This is a genomic window from Umezawaea beigongshangensis, from assembly GCF_016464305.1.
GTDB classification, from domain to species: Bacteria; Actinomycetota; Actinomycetes; order Mycobacteriales; family Pseudonocardiaceae; genus Umezawaea_A; species Umezawaea_A beigongshangensis.
Genome location: NZ_JAEIOJ010000005.1, coordinates 234103 through 253030, shown reverse-complemented (window position 1 = coordinate 253030; position 18928 = coordinate 234103). Strand labels below are relative to the sequence as shown.

General features: G+C 73.1%; 20 protein-coding genes and 1 pseudogene. 6 read left to right on the top strand and 15 right to left on the bottom strand.

All coding sequences use genetic code 11. The annotated features are described in order from the left end of the window. Positions 1 to 66 precede the first annotated feature (66 nt). The 4 genes from IMZ35_RS15715 to guaB all read right to left on the bottom strand — a co-directional run bounded on the left by IMZ35_RS15715 (position 67) and on the right by guaB (position 4989). The gene (locus IMZ35_RS15715; protein WP_199441810.1) at positions 67 to 1812 is read right to left on the bottom strand and encodes a GMC family oxidoreductase; all 1746 of its coding nucleotides are present in this window, start codon (positions 1810 to 1812) and stop codon (positions 67 to 69) included. 71 nt (positions 1813 to 1883) lie between these two features. Next, positions 1884 to 2078, bottom strand: coding sequence for a hypothetical protein (locus tag IMZ35_RS15710; RefSeq protein ID WP_199441809.1), 195 nt, complete (start codon positions 2076 to 2078; stop codon positions 1884 to 1886). A 254-nt stretch (positions 2079 to 2332) separates the two neighbouring features. Next, on the bottom strand, positions 2333 to 3466 hold the full coding sequence (locus IMZ35_RS15705; protein ID WP_199441808.1) for a GuaB3 family IMP dehydrogenase-related protein: 1134 nt from the start codon (positions 3464 to 3466) through the stop codon (positions 2333 to 2335). Positions 3467 to 3477: 11 nt separating this feature from the next. After that, positions 3478 to 4989, bottom strand: a complete 1512-nt coding sequence (gene guaB / locus IMZ35_RS15700; RefSeq protein WP_199441807.1) for an IMP dehydrogenase — start codon at positions 4987 to 4989, stop codon at positions 3478 to 3480. A gap of 127 nt (positions 4990 to 5116) precedes the next feature. On the opposite strand from guaB, the gene IMZ35_RS15695 reads away from it, so the two are divergent. Then, on the top strand, positions 5117 to 5506 hold the full coding sequence (locus IMZ35_RS15695) for a DUF5319 domain-containing protein (protein ID WP_307868179.1): 390 nt from the start codon (positions 5117 to 5119) through the stop codon (positions 5504 to 5506). A gap of 73 nt (positions 5507 to 5579) precedes the next feature. Here the strand turns inward: IMZ35_RS15695 and IMZ35_RS15690 are convergent, their stop codons facing one another. The 5 genes from IMZ35_RS15690 to IMZ35_RS15670 all read right to left on the bottom strand — a co-directional run bounded on the left by IMZ35_RS15690 (position 5580) and on the right by IMZ35_RS15670 (position 9921). Then, the gene (locus IMZ35_RS15690) at positions 5580 to 6530 is read right to left on the bottom strand and encodes an anti-sigma-D factor RsdA (protein ID WP_199441806.1); all 951 of its coding nucleotides are present in this window, start codon (positions 6528 to 6530) and stop codon (positions 5580 to 5582) included. Further along, entirely contained in the window at positions 6531 to 7103 is a 573-nt protein-coding gene (locus tag IMZ35_RS15685) for a sigma-70 family RNA polymerase sigma factor (RefSeq protein WP_199441910.1), read from the bottom strand. A gap of 226 nt (positions 7104 to 7329) precedes the next feature. Then, positions 7330 to 7926 (bottom strand): response regulator transcription factor, encoded by a 597-nt coding sequence (locus tag IMZ35_RS15680; RefSeq protein ID WP_015805222.1) that lies wholly within the window; start codon positions 7924 to 7926, stop codon positions 7330 to 7332. Between the two features lie 80 nt (positions 7927 to 8006). Beyond that, the gene (locus tag IMZ35_RS15675; protein WP_199441805.1) at positions 8007 to 8927 is read right to left on the bottom strand and encodes a hypothetical protein; all 921 of its coding nucleotides are present in this window, start codon (positions 8925 to 8927) and stop codon (positions 8007 to 8009) included. Positions 8928 to 8973: 46 nt separating this feature from the next. Continuing rightward, complete coding sequence (locus IMZ35_RS15670; protein ID WP_199441909.1) at positions 8974 to 9921, bottom strand: MerR family transcriptional regulator; 948 nt, start codon at positions 9919 to 9921, stop codon at positions 8974 to 8976. Positions 9922 to 10194: 273 nt separating this feature from the next. On the opposite strand from IMZ35_RS15670, the gene IMZ35_RS15665 reads away from it, so the two are divergent. Beyond that, positions 10195 to 10491 carry a WhiB family transcriptional regulator gene (locus IMZ35_RS15665; RefSeq protein WP_199441804.1) on the top strand — a complete coding sequence of 99 codons (297 nt, stop codon included), beginning with the start codon at positions 10195 to 10197 and terminating at the stop codon, positions 10489 to 10491. Between the two features lie 79 nt (positions 10492 to 10570). Here the strand turns inward: IMZ35_RS15665 and groL are convergent, their stop codons facing one another. Together groL and groES are read right to left on the bottom strand one after the other, a co-directional pair. Continuing rightward, the gene (groL, locus tag IMZ35_RS15660) at positions 10571 to 12196 is read right to left on the bottom strand and encodes a chaperonin GroEL (protein WP_199441803.1); all 1626 of its coding nucleotides are present in this window, start codon (positions 12194 to 12196) and stop codon (positions 10571 to 10573) included. A 95-nt stretch (positions 12197 to 12291) separates the two neighbouring features. Further along, the gene (gene groES / locus IMZ35_RS15655) at positions 12292 to 12585 is read right to left on the bottom strand and encodes a co-chaperone GroES (protein WP_199441802.1); all 294 of its coding nucleotides are present in this window, start codon (positions 12583 to 12585) and stop codon (positions 12292 to 12294) included. Between groES and IMZ35_RS15650 the strand changes: the two are divergent. Continuing rightward, positions 12506 to 13114, top strand: a pseudogene (locus IMZ35_RS15650) (alkaline phosphatase D family protein); the annotation flags it as partial. The gene groES and the pseudogene IMZ35_RS15650 overlap by 80 nt on opposite strands. A gap of 75 nt (positions 13115 to 13189) precedes the next feature. On the opposite strand, the gene tsaD reads toward IMZ35_RS15650, so the two are convergent. From tsaD to tsaB, 3 genes are read right to left on the bottom strand one after another with little or no spacing between them, the layout of a single operon-like run. Next, a complete protein-coding gene (gene tsaD / locus IMZ35_RS15645; RefSeq protein ID WP_199441801.1) occupies positions 13190 to 14242 on the bottom strand; it encodes a tRNA (adenosine(37)-N6)-threonylcarbamoyltransferase complex transferase subunit TsaD in 1053 nt (350 codons plus the stop codon). After that, the gene (gene rimI, locus IMZ35_RS15640; protein WP_199441800.1) at positions 14239 to 14724 is read right to left on the bottom strand and encodes a ribosomal protein S18-alanine N-acetyltransferase; all 486 of its coding nucleotides are present in this window, start codon (positions 14722 to 14724) and stop codon (positions 14239 to 14241) included. Before rimI ends, tsaD begins: the two co-directional genes overlap by 4 nt. Continuing rightward, positions 14721 to 15416 carry a tRNA (adenosine(37)-N6)-threonylcarbamoyltransferase complex dimerization subunit type 1 TsaB gene (tsaB, locus tag IMZ35_RS15635; protein ID WP_199441799.1) on the bottom strand — a complete coding sequence of 232 codons (696 nt, stop codon included), beginning with the start codon at positions 15414 to 15416 and terminating at the stop codon, positions 14721 to 14723. Before tsaB ends, rimI begins: the two co-directional genes overlap by 4 nt. 84 nt (positions 15417 to 15500) lie before the next feature. Between tsaB and IMZ35_RS15630 the strand changes: the two genes are divergently transcribed. The 3 genes from IMZ35_RS15630 (at position 15501) to IMZ35_RS15620 (ending at position 18127) form a co-directional block, all read left to right on the top strand. Beyond that, a complete protein-coding gene (locus tag IMZ35_RS15630) occupies positions 15501 to 15902 on the top strand; it encodes a MerR family transcriptional regulator (RefSeq protein WP_199441798.1) in 402 nt (133 codons plus the stop codon). Then, complete coding sequence (gene trxA / locus IMZ35_RS15625) at positions 15883 to 16236, top strand: thioredoxin (protein ID WP_199441797.1); 354 nt, start codon at positions 15883 to 15885, stop codon at positions 16234 to 16236. The genes IMZ35_RS15630 and trxA overlap by 20 nt, the downstream gene beginning before the upstream one ends. Positions 16237 to 16660: 424 nt before the next feature. Then, positions 16661 to 18127, top strand: coding sequence for an acyl-CoA synthetase (locus IMZ35_RS15620; protein WP_199441796.1), 1467 nt, complete (start codon positions 16661 to 16663; stop codon positions 18125 to 18127). An 81-nt stretch (positions 18128 to 18208) separates the two neighbouring features. Here the strand turns inward: IMZ35_RS15620 and IMZ35_RS15615 are convergent, their stop codons facing one another. Beyond that, entirely contained in the window at positions 18209 to 18910 is a 702-nt protein-coding gene (locus tag IMZ35_RS15615) for an HAD family hydrolase (RefSeq protein ID WP_199441795.1), read from the bottom strand. Positions 18911 to 18928: the final 18 nt, after the last annotated feature.

Sequence of the window (18928 nt, the reverse complement as noted above, 5' to 3'; positions counted from 1 at the left end):
GCGATCGGCGGCGCTGCCACGCCCTCCACTGTGCCACCGGATCGGCACCGGTGGGGGGCGTGTGCGTCACGGCCGCGCGGGCGTCGTGCGCACCTCCGCGATCGGCAGCCGCAGCGCGCCTGGCGCGTGCGCCGGCACGGCCGGGTCCCTCGGCGGGACCGGTGCCACGCGCCGGTACTCAGCGCCCTGGGCCGGTCGCGGGTCGGGCTCGCCCCGGTTCGGCCACAGCGCGAACGCCCGCTCGGCCTGCGCGGCGATCGTCAGCGACGGGTTCACGCCCAGGTTCGCCGAGATCGCCGCGCCGTCCACGACCGACAGGCCGGGGTAGTGGTGCACCCGGTGGTAGGGGTCGATGACGCCCGATCGGGCGTCCGAGCCGATCGGGCAGCCGCCGATGAAGTGCGCGGTCAGCGGAACGTCGAACAGCTCGCCCCACGTGCCCCCGGCGACCCCGTCGATGTGCCGCGCGGCCAGCTCGTTCGCCCGGTGCCCGGCCGGGATGAACGTCGGGTTCGGCTCCCCGTGGCCCTGCTTCGAGGTGAGCCTGCGGCGGCCGAACACCCCGCGCCGGACGAACGTGGTGATCGAGTTGTCCAGGCTCTGCATGACCAGCAGGATCACCGTCCGCTCGCTCCAGCGGCGCACGGACATCATCCGGGCGAGCTGGCGCGGGTGCCGGACCGCCTTGCGCACGAACTGCACGATCCGGGGCGTGCTGGCCGCGCCGTCGGTCGACAGGGTCTGCAACAGGCCCATGACGTTGCTGCCCCTGCCGTACCGGACCGGCTCGATGTGGGTGCGCTCGTCCGGGTGGATCGAGGAGGTGATGGCGACCCCGCGGGTGAAGTCCCGCTCCGGGTCCACCGTGTAGCGGCCCGCGCCGACGATGGCCTCGGAGTTGGTCCTGGTCAGCTCGCCCAGCGTCGGCGACAGTCGCGGCAGCGTGCCGTCGGCGCGCATCCGGTGCAGCAGCTGCTGCGTGCCCCAGGTGCCGGCGGCCAGCACGACCTGGCCCGCGGTGATCGTGCCCCTCCCCCGGCGGAGCGTGCCACCGGTGCGGCGGGTGCTGATCTCCCACGTGCCGTTGACCCTCGGCCGCAGACCGGTCACCGTGGTCAGCGGCCTGACCTCGGCGCCCTTGCGCTCCGCGAGGTACAGGTAGTTCTTGACCAGCGTGTTCTTCGCGCCGACGCGGCAGCCCGACATGCAGGAGCCGCACTCGGTGCAGCCGGTCCGCTCGGGTCCCGCGCCGCCGAAGTAGGGGTCGGCCGCCCGCTGGCCGGGCTCGCCGAAGAACACGCCGACGGGCGTCGGGCCGTAGCTGTCGGCCACGCCCATGTCGGCGGCGACCTGCTGCATGACCACGTCCGACGGCGTCGTGGACGGGTTGGGCACGACGCCGAGCATCCGGCTCGCCTGGTCGTAGAACGGGTCGAGCTCGGCCTTCCAGTCGGTGATGTGCGCCCACTGCCGGTCCTCGTAGAACGGGCCGAGCGGCCGGTACAGCGTGTTCGCGTACACCAGCGACCCGCCGCCGACGCCCGATCCGGCGAGGACCATGACGTCGCGCAGCAGGTGCAGGCGCTGGATGCCGTAGCAGCCGAGCTGCGGGGCCCACAGGTACTTGCGCAGGTCCCAGGAGGTCGTGGCGAACTCGTCGTCGGCGAACCGCCGCCCCGCTTCGAGGACGGCCACGCGGTAGCCCTTCTCCACGAGCCGGAGCGCGGCCACACTCCCGCCGAACCCGGACCCCACGACCACGACGTCGTAGTCCGGCCCGTTCGAACGGTTGTTACTGGCGAGTTCACCCATGAGGACGAGGTTAGGCAGAGACGGCCCGCCCGGCTAGGGGCCGCACCCCGCCTGAACGGTTCAGAAGCGCCCTACAGCGAGGACCACGTCAGCAGCGAGGGGAACACCGCCGAGAACAGCCACACCGCGATGCCGAGCACCGCGGCCAGGGCGAGCACCGCCACGACCGCGACACCGGCGAACCAGGCCGGACCGTCGCCCCTGGACCGCCGCCCCTCGGTGGAGTCGTCTTCCTCGGCCGGTCCGAGTTCGAGCAGGTCTTCCACGTCGGTTCGTCAACTCCCTGTTCTGCGCCCCCGCCCGTCCCAGGGGGGCGGCCCCGAGGCCAGTCTATCGAGATCCGCCAGTCCCAAGATCAAGACTCGCGGGTCTGTGGACAATTCGGGGGCTGTGGATGGACGGGCCCCGGAAGGGCTCGTCCGCGATCGGACGTCGGTGTCGTGCGGTACTGGGGGAAACGCACGAGCGGGGGTGTCCGGTTCAGGTGACGAACCGGACACCCCCGCTCGGGCGGACGAACTCAGCCGCGGATGGTCAGGCCGACCTTCTGGAACTCCTTCAGGTCCGAGTAGCCGGTCTTGGCCATCGCGCGCCGCAGCGAACCGAACAGGTTCGTCACGCCGCGCGGGTCCGTCGACGGCCCGAACAGCAGGGTCCGCAGGTCGATCTCCTGGTCCACGCCCGCCGAGACGAAGCTGCGCGGCACCGTCGGGTGCGCGGACGCCGCCGTCCAGTACAGGCCCTGCCCCGGCGCCTCGGCCGCCGCGGCGAGGGGCTCGCCCAGCATGACCGCGTCCGCGCCGCACGCGATCGACTTGGCGACCTCACCGCTGGTCAGCGCGCCGCCGTCCGCGATGACGTGTACGTACCGGCCACCGGTCTCGTCCAGGTAGTCGCGCCGGGCGGCGGCCGCGTCGGCGATGGCCGTCGCCATCGGGACGCCGATACCCAGCACCGAGTCGGTGGTCGTCACGCCGGGCGTGTAGCCGTACCCGACGATGACGCCCGCAGCACCGGTCCGCATGAGGTGCATCGCGGTCCGGTAGTCGCCGACGCCACCGGCGATCACCGGCACGTCGAGGTCGGAGATGAACTGCTTCAGGTTCAGCGCCTCGCCGTCGCGGGACACGTGCTCCGCGGAGATGATCGTGCCCTGCACGATCAGGATCTCCACGCCCGCGGCCAGCAGGTCCGGCGTCAGCTCGGCGGCACGCTGCGGGCTCACCCGCACCGCGACGGTCACCCCGGACTCGCGGACCTGCTTGATCGCCTCGGCGATCAGGTCGATCCGCACCGGGGCGGAGTGCAGCTCCTGGAGCACCCGGACGGGCGCCGCCGGGTCGTCGGTGTCCTCGGTGGCCTGCACGAGGCGGAACAGCGCCTCGTCCACGTCGGTGTGCCGCGCCCACAGGCCCTCGGCGTTCAGCACGCCCAGGCCGCCCAGCTCGCCGACGGCCACGGCCGTGCCCGGCGAGACGATCGCGTCCGTGGGGTGGGTGATCAGCGGGATCTCGAAGCGGTAGGCGTCGATCTGCCACGCGGTGGAGACGTCCTTCGACGAGCGGGTCCGCCGCGACGGGATGATCTCCACGTCGTCCAGCTCGTAGGCCCGCCTCGCGGTCCGGCCCATCCCGATCTCGACCAGATCGCGCACTTGTCGTCCTCTCAGCGGGTGGTGTAGTTGGGGGCTTCGACGGTCATGGTGACGTCGTGCGGGTGGCTCTCCTTCAGACCCGCCGCCGTGATCCGGACGAGCTGGGCGTTCTGGAGTTCCGCGATGCTCTTCGAGCCCGTGTAGCCCATCGCCGAGCGCAGGCCGCCGGAGAGCTGGTGCACCACCTGGGCGAGCGGGCCGCGGAACGGGATACGCCCCTCGATGCCCTCGGGCACGAGCTTGTCCTCGGAGAGCACGTCGTCCTGGAAGTAGCGGTCCTTGGAGTAGGACTTGGCGTTGCCGCGCGACTGCATCGCACCGAGCGAGCCCATGCCGCGGTAGGTCTTGAACTGCTTGCCGTTGACCAGGATCAGCTCGCCCGGCGCCTCGGCGGTGCCCGCGAGCAGGCTGCCCAGCATGACGACGCTCGCACCGGAGGCGATGGCCTTGGCGATGTCGCCGGAGTACTGGATGCCGCCGTCGCCGATGACCGGGACACCGGCCGGGGCCGCGGCCAGGTTGGCCTCGTAGATCGCGGTGATCTGCGGGACGCCGACACCGGCGACCACGCGGGTGGTGCAGATGGAGCCGGGGCCGACGCCGACCTTCACGCCGTCCGCGCCCGCGTCGACGAGGGCCTGCGCGCCCGCGCGGGTCGCGATGTTGCCGCCGACGACGTCGACCGAGTCGCCCAGCTCCTTCTTGATCTTGGCGACCATGTCCAGCACGTTGCGCTGGTGGCCGTGGGCCGTGTCGACCATGAGCACGTCCACGCCCGCCTCGGCGAGCGACATCGCGCGGACGAAGGAGTCCTCGCCCACGCCGACCGCCGCGGCGCACAGCAGGCGGCCGTCGGGGTCCTTGGAGGCGTTCGGGTACTGCTCGGTCTTGACGAAGTCCTTGACCGTGATCAGGCCGCGGAGCTTGCCGTCGCCGTCGACGATCGGCAGCTTCTCCACCTTGTGCCGGCGCAGCAGGCCCAGCGCGGCCTCCGCCGAGACGCCGACCTGCGCCGTGACCAGCGGGCCCTTCGTCATGACCTCGCGCACGCTGCGCGCGTGGTCGACCTCGAAGCGCATGTCGCGGTTGGTGATGATGCCGACCAGGCGGCCGGAGGAGTCGGTCACCGGCACGCCGGAGATCCGGTAGCGCGCGCACAGCTCGTCCACGTGGGCGAGGGTGTCGTCGGGCGAGCACGTCACCGGATCGGTGACCATGCCGGCCTCGGAGCGCTTCACCGTCTCGGCCTGGCGGGTCTGCTCCTCGACGGAGAGGTTGCGGTGCAGCACGCCGATGCCGCCCTGCCTGGCCATGGAGATGGCCATGCGGGCCTCGGTCACGGTGTCCATCGCCGCCGAGGCGAGCGGAACCCTCAGGGTGATGTTGCGCGACAACCTCGTGCTGGTGTCGACGCCGCTCGGCACGATCTCCGACTCCGCGGGGAGCAGCAAGACGTCATCGAAGGTCAGTCCCAGCATCGCGAACTTGCTCGGGACTCCGTCAGCGTTGAGCTCGCTGGTCATGGCGGGTGGTGAGCCTTCCGTCGTGCGGTGGTCCCGCCGCGAGCGGGTGGGGGTTTCCGCAGGCGGCGACGGTTGGTGCCATGGTATCTGGACGTGTCGGGGGGTCGGCCCGGTACCGTGCTGGGTCGTGCCGCACGACGCCTTGCCACCAGACCCCTTCGCCGGCGACCCCGAGGACCCGGCGCGGGCCCTCGGCGAGCACAGCGACGACCACGAACACCCGCCCATGGGCGAGGACGAGCGGACGGAGCTGATCGGCGACCTGTCCGACCTGGCCGTCTACCAGGCTCTGCTGGAACCCCATGGAGTGCGGGGCATCGTCGTCGACTGCGGCGAGTGCGAGGAACCTCACTACCACGACTGGGCACTGCTGCGGTCGAGCCTGGAGCAGCTGCTCTCCGACGGGAAGATGCGGCCGCACGAGCCGGCCTACGACCCCGACCCCGCCTCCTACGTGAGCTGGGAGTACTGCCGGGGGTACGCCGACGGCGTCACCGCCACCGAGAGCGCCCGCTGAGCCGCGCGAACGCTTCCGAGCACGACGCGGCCCCCGGTCACGACCGCGGCCGGGGGCCGCGTCGTGCGGGCTCCTAGCCGACGGTCTCCTCGCCGGACGCGGTCTCGCCGGTCTGCACGTTCGTCCCCGGCTCCGTGCGCACACCGGTGTCGCTGGTGGGCGGCGGGGGCGGGACCTCGGAGCTGGTGGTCGTCGGGACCACGGGGGTGGTCGTCGACTCGACGGGCTCGGTGGGCCCGGTCGGTTCCCCGGTGTCGTCCGCCGGCTCCTCCGGGATCTCGTCCGCGTCGGACGAGGGGACCGTCGAGGGGACGACGCTCGTGAAGGGGCGCGGCACGGTGCCGGACGTCGGCTGCAACGGCGAGCTGGTCAGCTCCTCCAGCAGGGAGTGGTGCTTCTCCGACAACTCGCTCCTGCCGTCGTCGGTGGACACCTCGGGCAGGACGACGCCCGCCTTCGCCAGCGCGTCCTTCGCCTCGTCGACCCGGCCCTCGGCGAGCGCCACGCGGGCGGTGTCGAGGTCGGTGCGGACCACGGCCGCGGCCTCGACGGAACGGGCGTGGTCGGCGTAGAGGACCTTCGTGAGGGCCCACAGCGGGTCGCCGGGCAGGGAGTCGCGGGCGACGAGGCTGGTGCCGGTGAAGGCGATGGCCAGCACCGCGGCGGCCGTGGCCAGCGGGATGAGGAACCGGTGGCGGTGGGGCACGGGTCGCGCGGCGGCGATGGTCGCGACGGCCGTGTCGGTGTCCACCAGGACGGCGGCCGGCTCGTCGTCCACCTCCTGCCGCCACGCCAGCAGCAGAGCGTTCAGCTCGTCCTCGGCGACGACCCCGGGGGACTCGCGGTCACCACCGGCGCCACCGAGGGCGTCGAGGAGTTCGTCGTCGGCGCGGACCGCCGACAGATCGGTGGTGTCGGCGGAATCGCCGGTCGGCTGGACCGGGGGATCCTCCGGGGAGAGCCCTGCTCTCTCGTGCTGTCCGTGCACGATCTTCTCGTCACTCTTCTCGCGCTCGTCGGCCACTCAGACCACCTCCTCCGGGGACATCGTCTTGCGGAGCCTCGCGAGTGCGCGGTGCTGCGCCACGCGCACGGCTCCCGGGGTCGAACCGACGGCGTCGGCGGTCTCGTCCGCGGACAACCCGACGACGACCCTCAGCAACAGGATCTCGCGCTGCTTCTCGGGCAGGATCTTCAACAGCTGCGCCATCCGCTCGGACAGTTCGCCCTGCATCGCGCGCTGTTCGGGGCCCGCCTCGCTCTCCGGGGCGTCGGGGACCTCCGGAACCGGTTCTGAGCGGTTCCGGGCTGCGGACCGGTGAGCGTCGGCCACCTTGTGCGCTGCGATGCCGTACACGAACGCGAGGAAGGGCCGACCCTGGTCGCGGTAGCTGGGCAAGGCCGTGAGCACCGCGAGACACACCTCCTGGGCCACGTCGTCCGCCGAAGCGTAGGAACGCTCCTGCCTGCCAACACGGGCGCGGCAGTACCGCACCACGAGAGGACGGATCGACGCCAGCAGACGCTCTACCGCCTGACGGTCGCCCTCAACTGCTGCGCCCACTCCGGCGTCCAGTCCGTCCCCCACGTTGGTCATCGCAGACAGCAGCCCTGGTGTTACTTGTTGACGTACCGACGTGCCGTTCCACGAGACGATCACGCCATCGCTCGCACCGGCGACGCTCACCGTACCCGGACGCGTGCCTGAGAATCACCCTTGGGGGCAAAGAGCTTCTGTGAATAGGTAACACACTGAACCCGAACCAGCCCGGTGACTGAGGTCACCGGGCTGGAGGAGGTACTGCTGGCGAGCGGTACCGGTGTCAGGACACCAACCCGCGCCGGAAGCCGTGCGCCACGGCCTGAGCGCGGTCGCGGACCCCGAGCTTGCGGAACAACCGCCGCGCGTGGGTCTTCACCGTGTCCTCGGACAGGTAGAGCTCGCGCCCGATCTGTCCGTTGCTCTTTCCCTGGCTCATGCCGCGGAGGACCTGGAGCTCGCGCTCGGTGAGCTGAACTCCGGGATCCGACGGCTGCCGGGGCGCGGGCACCGAGGTGCTGGCGAGGGTGTGCGCCAGCGCGGCGACCAGCTCGGGACGCGAGGCGTCCCAGCGCAGGTAGCCGCGAGCGCCGCCCGCGATGGCCGCGGCGATGCTGCCGGCGTCGTCGGGCGCGCCGAAGACGATGACGTTCGCCTGTGGGTTGGCGGAGACGAGTCGCCGGGTCGCTTCCACCCCGGTCGGGACGGCGCGCTGGGTACCAACCAGTACGACGTCGACCGGCTGCCGGGAGAAGCGAGCCAACAACTCGTCACCGTGTGCAACGCAGTCGATGCGACTGACCCCTGGGACAGCCGACATCACGCGGGTGAGACCCTCCCGAACACTGCGCCGGTCGTCGCAAATCAAGACCGTCGTCACGGGGACTCCTTCCTGCAGCCGAGTGACGTTCCACTTCCCCTATCGGACGCCCCCGGCCCGACCTTGACACGATCCGGTGCTTAATCCGTCAAGAAGTTCGATCCGGTGTCCGCGTTCGGGGGTTCCCCGGAACGGAGCAGTGCAGTCGGAATCCAGGGTGACCGCGTCGCAGCTGCCCGCAGTGCCGGATCAGCTCGGGTCAACACGCAGCTCAGAGCGCTGCGAGCGTCGTCCAGAGCGTGCGGAGCCCGCTCCGGAGCGTGTTCGGCGAGGACGAGAGCGACGGGCCAGGCGAGCGAACGGAGCCGCTGAACCTTGATGTGATTTAAGTCACACAAGAGTAGATCCACGGCAGTTTTCCGCACTTCTGCAGTTCCGGTGACCAGCGAGGCCACCGCCGCGACGACCTCCGACTTGAGGACGTGCCGCACCGCCCCGACGTCGCGCGCGGTCGCCGCCGCGCGCTCCGCGTGCCCCGCGGCGGCCTCCGCCGCGCCGGTCGCGAGGTCGATCTCGGCCGCGACCCAGCCGAGCCTGACCTCCGCGCGCCAGTCGCCCGGCGCCGCGCTCGCGACGGCGGCGGCGTGCACCCGCCGCGCCACGTCCGGCCTCCCGGCGCCCAGGGCGTCCGCGGCGAGTCCGGTGAGCGCGTCCGTCCGCGCGCCCCGCGCGCCGATCCCGTGGGGGTCGTCCGGCGCATCCGTGCGCCCCGCGTCACCCAGCCGGGCCAGTGCCGCCGCGTCGAGACGGCGGGCGGCGGCGTGCGCGCCCAACTGCCGGCGGTGCGAGGCGAGGGCCGATCCGGCGAGCGAGGCGATCACCGGATCGGCTCCCCGCACGAGTGCGGTCAGGACGGTCGCCGCCGCGGCGTAGTGCCCGCGCGCTCCCAGGACCACCGCGGCGAGCCACCGCTCGCGCGGGACCTCCGACAGCACGGCCGGCCGGACGTCGGCGCCCGGCCGGTCGCCGAAGGCGGCTCGTCGCAACTCGCTCTCGTCCACCGGGCCATCCTGCACCCCGCCACCGACGACTCCCCCGCAGCGCCGGTCAGCAGACCGCGCGCTCGATCGCGTCGACGGCGGCGGCCAGCTCGCCCAGCCGCTCGACGCCGGTGGGCACGACGCCGCGCTCCCAGCCGGGGCCGCACGCGAAGAGGCGCACCTGCTGGCGGGGACGCGGCAGCGACGACAGCACAGCGGGGTCGGCGCAGCGCGGGAGCTGCGCCCAGAGGACGACGGCGGCCGGCGCGGTGCGCCGGACCGCCGCGTGCAGCGCGTCGATCGGCAGAGCGGCCCCGAGCTGCCGCACGTCGACGCCGCGCACGGCGAGCTCCGCGGCGAGCGGGTACATCGGCAGGGTGTGCCACTCCTGCGGCATCGCGGCCAGCAGCACCGGCCGGTGGTTGCGCGGCGAGCGCACCGGCGGCGTCGCGCGGACCATGGCGGCGAGCACGCACTCCTGGAACAGGTGCGACACCTCCACCCCGGCCCCCGAGTGCTCCCAGCGCGTGGCCACGGCGCCGAGCACGGGCCGGACCACGCCGTCCCAGGCGCCGATCACGCCGTCCTCGGCGACGGCGTCGTCCAGCAGCGCCGCGGCGGCTCCCGAGTCCATCGCCAGGACGGCCCTGCCGAGGCCGCGCGCACGTCGGCTCGCCCCCGGCAGCGGCAGTCCTCTTCCACCACGGGGTGAAGCGCCGGGCGCGAACTCTCCCCCCCGCAGCACCGGAAGTACCACCGGATCGAGTGAAGCGGAACCGCCTCCGGCGGCCGGGGTGACCGAGGTCGTCAGGGCGTAGCGGGCCGCTTCGGCGGAGGACGCGCCGCGCAGCAGCGCGCGCTGCATCAGTTCCAGCCGGGCGATGTCGAGCGGTCCGTAGCGACGGTGCCGACCGCTGGTGTGGTCGCTCGGTCCGAGGCCGTATCTGCGGTCCCACGTGCGCAGGGTCGCCGGTGCCACCCCGAGTCTGCGTGCCACGGCGGCGACGGAGAGCATCAGCTCGCCCTCGTCTCCGGTGCCCGCTCCGGGATCGGTGCCAGCAGCACTCTCGCGCTCGGGCCCGGTGGTCACCGGGACATCGTCCGGGCAGACCCGTCGCTGAGCAACTCCCCTGAGTGAGCGGTCGAACACGCTGTCGATCACCCATCGGCTGAATCGCGGAACTCCGACCTGTCCAAGTCTTGAACAAGTTTTGACTCGGTTCTACGGTGGATCAAGATTAAGCCAAATGGAGCAGTCCACTTCGAGTGGGCCAAGGAGGCGGTCTCGATGGCAGACACCCGAAGGCTCCCCGGTCCCAACGCCGACGTCTGGGACTGGCAGATGAGCGGGTCGTGCCGCGGAATGGACAGCGCGTTCTTCTTCCACCCCGACGGCGAGCGCGGTCCCGCGCGAGCCAGGAGGGAGGCGAGAGCGAAAGCGGTCTGCTTGTCGTGCCCGGTGCTGGAGATGTGTCGCAGACACGCACTGGCGGTGCAGGAGCCCTACGGGATCTGGGGCGGACTGTCCGAGTCCGAGCGCGACAACATCATCAAGATGCGGAAGCGACAGCTCAACCTGACGTGATCAGCTGATCGGTCGGGAGGCGAGCGAAGAGGGGCGGCACCCGGTGGGTGCCGCCCCTCTTCGCTCGTGCGGGTCGAACTCAGTGGCCGTGACCGTGGCCGTGCCCGTGGCCGCCCGAGGCGGGCTCCTCGTCTTCCTTCTTCTCCACGACGGCGCTCTCCGTGGTGAGCACCATGCGGGCGATGGAAGCGGCGTTGGAGACCGCGGAGCGGGTCACCTTCACCGGGTCGACGATGCCGTCGGCCAGCAGGTCGCCGTAGACGAGGGTCGCGGCGTTGAAGCCCTGACCCCAGTCCAGGTCGCGGACCTTGGACACGACGACCGCGCCTTCGAGACCGGCGTTCGCGGCGATCCAGTACAGCGGGGCCTCCAGGGCCTCGCGCACGATCGCCACACCCGTGGCCTCGTCACCCGTGAGCCCCAGGTTGCCCTTGAGCTGCTGGGCGGCGTGGACCAGCGCGGAACCGCCGCCGGTCACGATGCCCTCCTCGACCGCCGCCTTGGTCGCCGCGACCGCGTCCTCGATGCGGTGCTTGCGCTCCTTGAGCTCGGTCTCGGTGGCCGCGCCGACCTTGATCACGGCGATGCCGCCGGACAGCTTGGCCAGCCGCTCCTGGAGCTTCTCGCGGTCCCAGTCGGAGTCCGTCGCCTCGATCTCCTTGCGGAGCTGCTCGGCGCGACCGCTGATGGCCTCGGCCGTGCCGCCGCCGTCGACGATCGTGGTCTCGTCCTTGGTCACCACGATGCGGCGGGCGGAGCCCAGCGAGTCGAGGGACGCCTCGGACAGCTTCAGGCCGACCTCGGCCGCGATGACCTCGCCGCCGGTGACGGTCGCGAGGTCGTCCAGGAACGCCTTGCGGCGGTCGCCGAAGAACGGCGCCTTGACGGCGACGACCTTGAGCGTCTTGCGCAGGGCGTTGACCACCAGGGTGGACAGCGCCTCGCCCTCGACGTCCTCGGCGATGATGACCAGCGGCTTGCCGGTCTCCGCGACCTTCTCCAGGATCGGGAGCAGGTCGGCGAGCGCCGAGATCTTGTCGCGGTGCAGCAGGATGCGGGCGTCCTCGAACACCGCCTCCTGGGCCTCCAGGTCGGTCGCGAAGTGCGCCGAGATGTAGCCCTTGTCGAACTGCACGCCCTCGGTGATGGTCAGCTCGGTGGCCATCGTCGAGGACTCCTCGACGGTGATCACACCGTCCTCGCCGACCTTCTCGATGGCCTCGCCGAGCAGCGCGCCGATCGAGGAGTCGCGCGAGGAGACGGTGCCGACCTGGGCGACGCTCTCGCGGCCCTTGACCGGGGTGGCCTTGGCCTTGAGGGCCTCGACCACGGCGTCGGCGCCGGCCTGGATGCCGCGACCGAGCGAGGTCGGGTTGGCACCGGCGGCGACGTTGCGCAGACCGACGCGGACCATCGCCTGGGCGAGGACCGTGGCGGTCGTCGTGCCGTCACCGGCGACGTCGTTGGTCTTGGTGGCGACGTTCTTCGCCAGCTGCGCGCCGAGGTTCTCGAACGAGTCGTCGAGCTCGATCTCGCGGGCGATGGTCACGCCGTCGTTGGTGACGGTGGGGCCGCCGAACTTCTTGTCCAGGACGACGTGGCGACCGCGCGGGCCAAGGGTGACCTTGACGACGTCGGCCAGCTTGTTCACGCCGCGTTCGAGCGCTCGACGAGCGTCCTCGTCGAAGCGGATCTGCTTGGGCATTGCCTAGCCTCTCTTGTGCGAAACGCCCCGGTAGCCCCGGTCTGGGGCTGCCGGGGCGTCAGGCATGACAGCCGAAACGTCAGTGGACCGGAACGTCAGTTGACGACGGCCAGCACGTCGCGGGCGGAGAGGATGAGGTACTCCTCGCCGTTGTACTTGACCTCGGTACCGCCGTACTTGGAGTAGATGACGACGTCACCGACAGCCACGTCCACGGGGACGCGGTTGCCCTTGTCGTCGATCCGGCCGGGGCCGACTGCCAGGACCTTGCCCTCCTGGGGCTTCTCCTTGGCGGTGTCGGGGATCACGATGCCGGAAGCAGTCGTCGTCTCGGCCTCACTGGCCTGGACGACGATCTTGTCCTCGAGCGGCTTGATGTTCACGCTCACCGGAGTGACCTCCACGGGTCGTCGAAAGCGTTGGCAGGTTGCGTTACGGCTCCTGCCACCCCGCCGTCGCGGGGGTCGGGGCGGTACTGGTGCCGTTCGACTGGCACTCTACCCGTGCGAGTGCCAATCCTTCAACGAGGGGCCTCATCGTGGCTCGTTCGCCGACTGCTCACCGAGGTCGGGGGGCTCGTTCTCACCCGTGCGCGGCACCGTGGTCGCACGTCCGAACTCCCCGGCGCGTCCCGTCGCTCCATCCTCCCCGGTGGAGCCGCGGCACCCGGTCTCCCGGCTCTCGGCGGCGTGTCGCCCGCCGCCGCGTCGCCTCCGGCGCCCCCGGGAGATCGCCGAGGACCACCCGGACCTGGTCCCGCACCGGGGCGACCACCGGTACGAGCACGCGGCGAAGGCCACCGACGTCCGGCAGGTGGCCGGACCGGAGACGCGCACCCCGGCCGACCACCGGCTGCGGCACGCGCAGTGCACGACCGGCGCCGACCTCCAGCTCGCGCACTCCGTCGCGCCGCGGCTCGTCGTGCGGGACGTCGGCGAGCAGCCCGACCCCGCGTCCACGCCGGCGTCCTCCGCGATCGAGGACCGCGACCGGTCAGACGATCTGGACGGTGCCCACCGGCAGGCCGGGCACCGTGGACAGGTCCAGCGGCGACGGCTCGCGTCCCGCCGCCACCAGGTGAGCGCCGATGGCGGCGATCATGGCGCCGTTGTCGGTGCACAGCCGCGGCCGGGGCACGCGCAGCTCGATGCCCGCCTCGGCGCAGCGCTCGGCGGCCAGGCCGGACAGCCGCGAGTTCGCCGCCACGCCGCCGGAGATCACCAGCGTGTCCACCCGGAGGTCCTTCGCCGCCCGGATCGCCTTGCTGGTGAGCACGTCGGCGACGGCCTCCTGGAACGACGCGGCGACGTCGGCGACCGGCACCTCCTCACCTGCTCGCTCGCAGCGCTCCACCCAGCGGGCCACGGCCGTCTTGAGGCCGGAGAAGGAGAAGTCGTAGGTGTTGTCGCGGGGTCCGGTGAGGCCGCGGGGGAACGCGATGGCGCACCGGTCGCCGCGCGCCGCCATCCGGTCGATGGGCGGGCCGCCGGGGTAGGGCAGGTCGAGCAGCCGGGCCACCTTGTCGTACGCCTCGCCCGCCGCGTCGTCCACGGTGGACCCGACCTCGGTGATCGAGTGCGCCAGGCCCTCGACGAGCAGCAGCTGGGTGTGCCCGCCGGACACGAGCATCGCGAGGCAGCGCTTCGGCAGCGGGCCGTGCTGGAGGGTGTCGGCGGCGACGTGCCCGGCGAGGTGGTTCACGCCGTAGAGCGGCTTGCCGAGCGCGGCGGCGTACGCCTTGGCCGCGGACACGCCGACGAGCAGCGCGCCGGCGAGGCCGGGCCCGGCGGTGACGGCGATGGAGTGCACGTCGGCCAGCTCCACGCCAGCGCCGTCGAGCGCGCGGCGCATCGTCGGCAGCATCGCCTCCAGGTGCGCGCGGCTGGCCACCTCGGGGACGACGCCGCCGAAGCGGGCGTGCTCCTCGACGCTGGAGGCGACCTCGTCGGCCAGCAGCTCCACCGCGCCGTCGGGTCCGAGCCGGACGATGCCCACGCCCGTCTCGTCGCAGGAGCTCTCGATGCCGAGGATGAGCCGGTCGGTCACAGTCGTTCTTCCTTCACCTGAGCCGGGCGCCCCATCGTGTGGGCGTCCGCGCCGGAGGGCTGGTAGTAGCGGCGGCGCAGGCCGAGCTTGCTGAAGCCGTGCGCCTCGTAGAGCCCGATCGCCGGGGCGTTGTCGGTGCGCACCTCCAGGAACACCGGTGCGCCGACGCGGTCGGCCTCGGCGAGCAGGGTGCGCAGCAGGGACCTGCCCACACCGCGCCCCTGCCAGCGCGCGTCGACGGCGATGGTGTGGACGCTCGCCTCCAGGTCGGGTGGGCGCCCGGCGACCGACAGGCCCGCGTAGCCGATCAGCTCGCCCCCCGGGGCGTGGGCGCCGACGTAGAGGTTGCCCGCGTCGATCTCGGCGTGGAACGCCCGCGCGCTCCACGGGTCGTCACCGGGGAACAGCTCGTGCTCCAGGCGCACGCAGCTCGGCACGTCGGAGTGCCGCAGCGGCGCCAGGGTGAACGTCTCCGTGCTCACGCCCTGGTCACCCTCTTGCGCGCGGCGGGTTCCACGGCGTCGGGGCGGCGCAGGTACAGGGGGGTCAGCGGGGCCGGTTCGGCCCGTGCGAGCACCTCGCGGGCGGCGGCGCGGACGAGGCCGACGGGCGTCGGGTGGGCGGCGTCGAGCAGCGTCACGCCGAGCCCGGCCAGGCCGAGGACGTCGGCGTAGATCCGCGCGCCCTCGCCCGCGGCGGCGGCGAGGCCCAGCGACGACAGCTTCTCGGCCAGGTCGGCCGGGCGCTCCACGTGTGGCCCCCCGGTGCGGTGACCGGCGGCGTCGTAGGCGGCCCAGTACACCTCGCGGCGGCGCGCGTCCGTGGCGACGAGCAGCGGCACGCCGGAGTGGGCGTCCAGGGCGATCGCGTCGGGCGTGGGCACCGGGTAGGCGGGCCGGTCGAGCGCCTGACCGAGCGCTCCCGCCGTGGCGAGCCCGACCCGCAGGCCGGTGAACGGCCCCGGTCCGGCTCCGACGACGATCGCGTCCACGTCGGCGAGCGAGCGGCCCGCCTCGGCCAGAGCCCGCAGGAGGTGCGGGGTGAGCAGCTCGCCGTGGGCCTTCGCGTCGAGCGTCACCCGCTGCGCGAGCAGGCGGGGCGGGGAATCGGGCGTCAGGTCGACGACACCGGCGGTGACCGCGGGTGTGGCCGTGTCCAGGGCGAGCACAAGCACGGTTGTCAAGGGTACGGCGTGCCGGAAGCGACTGGACTTGACGTCGGCGTCAAGGTGGAACATCGGTCGCGAAGGGGGACGCGGATGCGCATCGGAGAGCTGGCCGAGCTGGCGGGGACGACGACCAGGGCCCTGCGGCACTACGAGTCGCGGGGGCTGCTGACCGCGCGGCGGGCCGCCAACGGTCACCGCGAGTACGACGAGGCCGACCTGCGGCAGGTGCTGGAGATCCGCTCGCTGGCGGCGATCGGCTTCGCCCTGGAGGACACCCGGCCGTTCGTGGAGTGCCTGCGGACCGGGCACGACTCCGGCGACGCCTGCCCGGCGTCGGTCGCGGTGTACCGGCGCAAGCTCGCCGAGCTGGACGAGCTGGTGGACCGGCTGCTGGAGGTCCGTTCGCACCTGCGGGCGCAGCTCGACCGCGCGGACGGCGTCCCCACCTCACCGCTGTGCGAGAGGAGAACGGATGCGAACGCTGACCGATGAGGACTTCGCCGAGGCCGTGCGCACGAGCACGACGCCGCTGCTGGTGGAGTTCTCGGCCGTGTGGTGCGGACCGTGCCGCATGATCGAACCGGCCCTGGAGGAGATCGCCGCCGAACGGGCGGGTTCGCTCGACGTGGTGAAGATCGACATCGACCGCAGTCCGCGCGCGGCGCGCGACACCGCGGTGATGAGCGCGCCGACGCTGGTGCTCTACCGCGACGGCGAGGCCGTGGCGAGGACCGTGGGGGCCAGGCCGAAGGCGCAGCTCCTCGCGCTGGTCGACGACGCGCTGGAACCCGCGCGGCAGCAGGTCGCTCCTCCGGCTGCCGGCTGAGCGACCGCACCTCGGCGACGGTCCGCACGTGCCGCCGCACCGCCGCCGCCGCCTCGGGGTCCTGCGCCCGGACGGCTGCGGCGGTGCTGCTCCAGCGACGGGGGCCCCGCTCCGCCGCACGGCGGCCGGTTCTCGGTCGGCCTGATCGGTGCGACGATCTCCCCGGCCGTGCCGCTCCTCGCCGAGGGCACCGTGAGCCCGGTCGCGATGGTCGCCGCGCTCGCCGTGTCGGCCACCGCGGTGGACGTGAGCCCGTTCTCCACCCACGGCGCGATCGTGCTCGCGAACGCGCGACGAGGGCCGGGAGCAGTTCTTCCGACGGCTGACGACCCGCGGGGCGATCGGCGTCGCCACCGTCCCACCGCTGGTCCGGCTGCTGCTCGTGCTGCCGACCACCCGACGACACCCAGGTGCAGGTGAACAGATGCCGGACCCCCTCCTCCCCGCGCTGCGGAACCCGAGCGACCGCGAGGCGCTGCGCTTCCCGGACCGCGCCCCGTCCCAGCACACCCCGTCCCAGCGCGCCCTGTCCCAGCGCGAGCTGGCCGCGCTCGCCGGAACGCTCGCCGGGCGGCTCTCCGGCGCCCGGCGGGTCGCCGTGTGGGCCACGCCGAGCGCGGAGACGTGCGTCGCCGTCGTCGCCGCGCTCCTCGCCGGCGTGCCCGCCGTGCCGCTCAACCCCAGGACCGGCGAGCGCGAGCTGACGCACGTCGTGTCCGACAGCGCGCCCGACCGGGTGCTCGCCGCGCCGGACGCCGACCTGCCGGAGGCGCTCGGCGGGACCGAGCGCGCAGACGTGCTCCTGACCGGGACCGGCACCCCGCCGGAGCTGCCCGAGCCCGGTGACGAGACCCCCGCGCTGATCGTCTACACCTCCGGCACCACCGGTCCCCCCAAGGGCGTCGTGCTGCCCCGCCGCGCGCTGCGCAGCAACCTCGACGCGCTCGCCGCCGCGTGGGAGTGGACGGACGAGGACGTCGTGGTCCACGCCCTGCCGCTGTTCCACGTGCACGGCCTCGTCCTCGGCGTGCTCGGTCCGCTGCGCCGCGGCGGAGCCGTGCACCACGTGGGCCGCTTCTCCACGGAGGCCGTCGTCGCGGAGCTGGCCGGGGACGCCACGATGATGTTCGGCGTTCCCACGACGTACCACCGGCTCGCCGCCGACGTGGAGGCGTCCCCCGAGCTGGCGCGGGCCGTCGCGGGCGCGCGGCTGCTGGTGTCGGGGTCGGCGGCGCTGCCCGCGAGCGTCCACGAGCGGATCGCCCGCGCCACCGGGCAGCGCGTCGTGGAGCGCTACGGCATGAGCGAGACGCTGATGAACGCCGGCGTGCGGGCGTCCGGCGACCGGCGGCCCGGCACCGTCGGCCCGCCCCTGGACGGCGTCGACCTGCGGCTCACCGACGACGCGGGCGAGGTGATCACCGCCAGCGACGGCGAGACCGTCGGGGAGGTCGAGGTGCGCGGCCCGAACCTGTTCCTGGAGTACCTCAACCGGCCCGACGCCACCGCGGCGGCGTTCCGCGACGGCTGGTTCCGCACCGGCGACGTCGCGGTGCGCGAGCCGGACGGCTACCTGCGCATCGTGGGGCGGCGCGCGACCGACCTGATCAAGTCCGGCGGCTACAAGATCGGCGCGGGCGAGATCGAGAACGCCCTGCTGGAGCACGCGGGCGTGGCCGAGGTCGCGGTGACCGGCGAGCCCGACCCCGACCTCGGGGAGCGGGTCGTGGCGTGGGTGGTCCCGGCGGGCAGCGCGCCGGACCCGGCCGAGCTGGCCGACCACGTCGCCCGGCTGCTCGCGCCGCACAAGCGCCCGCGCGTCGTGCGCTTCCTCGACGCGCTGCCGCGCAACGAGATGGGCAAGGTCCTCAAGCGCTCGCTCGGAACCTGACGCGGGCGGGTCGGTGGGCACGGCGGCGGCCGAGCGCGCCGGGGTGGGCAGCGCCGTCGCCGACGACCGGCGGGTGAGCGCTCAGGACGCCCACCCGTCGAGGACGGCGGGCAGCTCGGAGAGGGACCGGATCACGGCGTCCGGCTCCACGTTCACCGGCACCCGCTGGTGCTCCGGGATGTCGCTGTGCGGCACGAGCACCGCGCGCATCCCCACGGCCTTCGCTCCGCTGATGTCGTCGTAGGGCCGGTCGCCCACGAACACGCAGTCGGCCGGGTCGTCGACCCCCACGGCCTCCACCGCCGCCAGGAACGCCGACGGGTGCGGCTTGGTCCACTCCAGGTCGCTGCTCCACACGCAGCCGTCGAACAGGTCCAGCACGCCGTCGCGCCGCAGCACCGCCTCGTGCCACGCCGCGGGCCAGGCCGTCGAGGACAGCACGCCCGTGCGCAGGCCGCGCCCGCGCAGCTCGCGCAGCAGCGGCGCGGCCTCGGGGTCGGTCGCCGTCGCGGGGTCGTAGCCCAGGCGCAGCGCCTCCAGGGCGGCGTCGTCGTACGGCGAACCGGCGTCGGCGAGCACCTGTTCGAGGGTGAACGCCGTGTGGTGGTCGCGCACGCGCAGCCACGCCGCCCGCTCGGCCTCCGCCGCGGCGACCGCCACCCGCTGCGCCTCGGCCGGGTCGGCGGGGTGCAGCACGTCGGCGTAGCGCCGCCACACGGCCACGTGGTCCAGGCTCACCCACGGCGTCAGCGTGCCGCCCCAGTCGAAGATCACCGCTCGCACGAGCGGCGAGAGTACGCG

Excerpts from the sequence above, each read along its gene's own strand:
- IMZ35_RS15715 (WP_199441810.1), bottom strand. The coding sequence starts at position 1,812 with ATGGGTGAACTCGCCAGTAACAACCGTTCGAACGGGCCGGACTACGAC.
- guaB (WP_199441807.1), bottom strand. The coding sequence starts at position 4,989 with ATGACCAGCGAGCTCAACGCTGACGGAGTCCCGAGCAAGTTCGCGATG.
- IMZ35_RS15685 (WP_199441910.1), bottom strand. The coding sequence starts at position 7,103 with ATGACCAACGTGGGGGACGGACTGGACGCCGGAGTGGGCGCAGCAGTT.
- IMZ35_RS15670 (WP_199441909.1), bottom strand. The coding sequence starts at position 9,921 with ATGCTCTCCGTCGCCGCCGTGGCACGCAGACTCGGGGTGGCACCGGCG.
- IMZ35_RS15665 (WP_199441804.1), top strand. The coding sequence starts at position 10,195 with ATGGCAGACACCCGAAGGCTCCCCGGTCCCAACGCCGACGTCTGGGAC.
- groL (WP_199441803.1), bottom strand. The coding sequence starts at position 12,196 with ATGCCCAAGCAGATCCGCTTCGACGAGGACGCTCGTCGAGCGCTCGAA.
- IMZ35_RS15630 (WP_199441798.1), top strand. The coding sequence starts at position 15,501 with ATGCGCATCGGAGAGCTGGCCGAGCTGGCGGGGACGACGACCAGGGCC.
- trxA (WP_199441797.1), top strand. The coding sequence starts at position 15,883 with ATGCGAACGCTGACCGATGAGGACTTCGCCGAGGCCGTGCGCACGAGC.
- IMZ35_RS15620 (WP_199441796.1), top strand. The coding sequence starts at position 16,661 with ATGCCGGACCCCCTCCTCCCCGCGCTGCGGAACCCGAGCGACCGCGAG.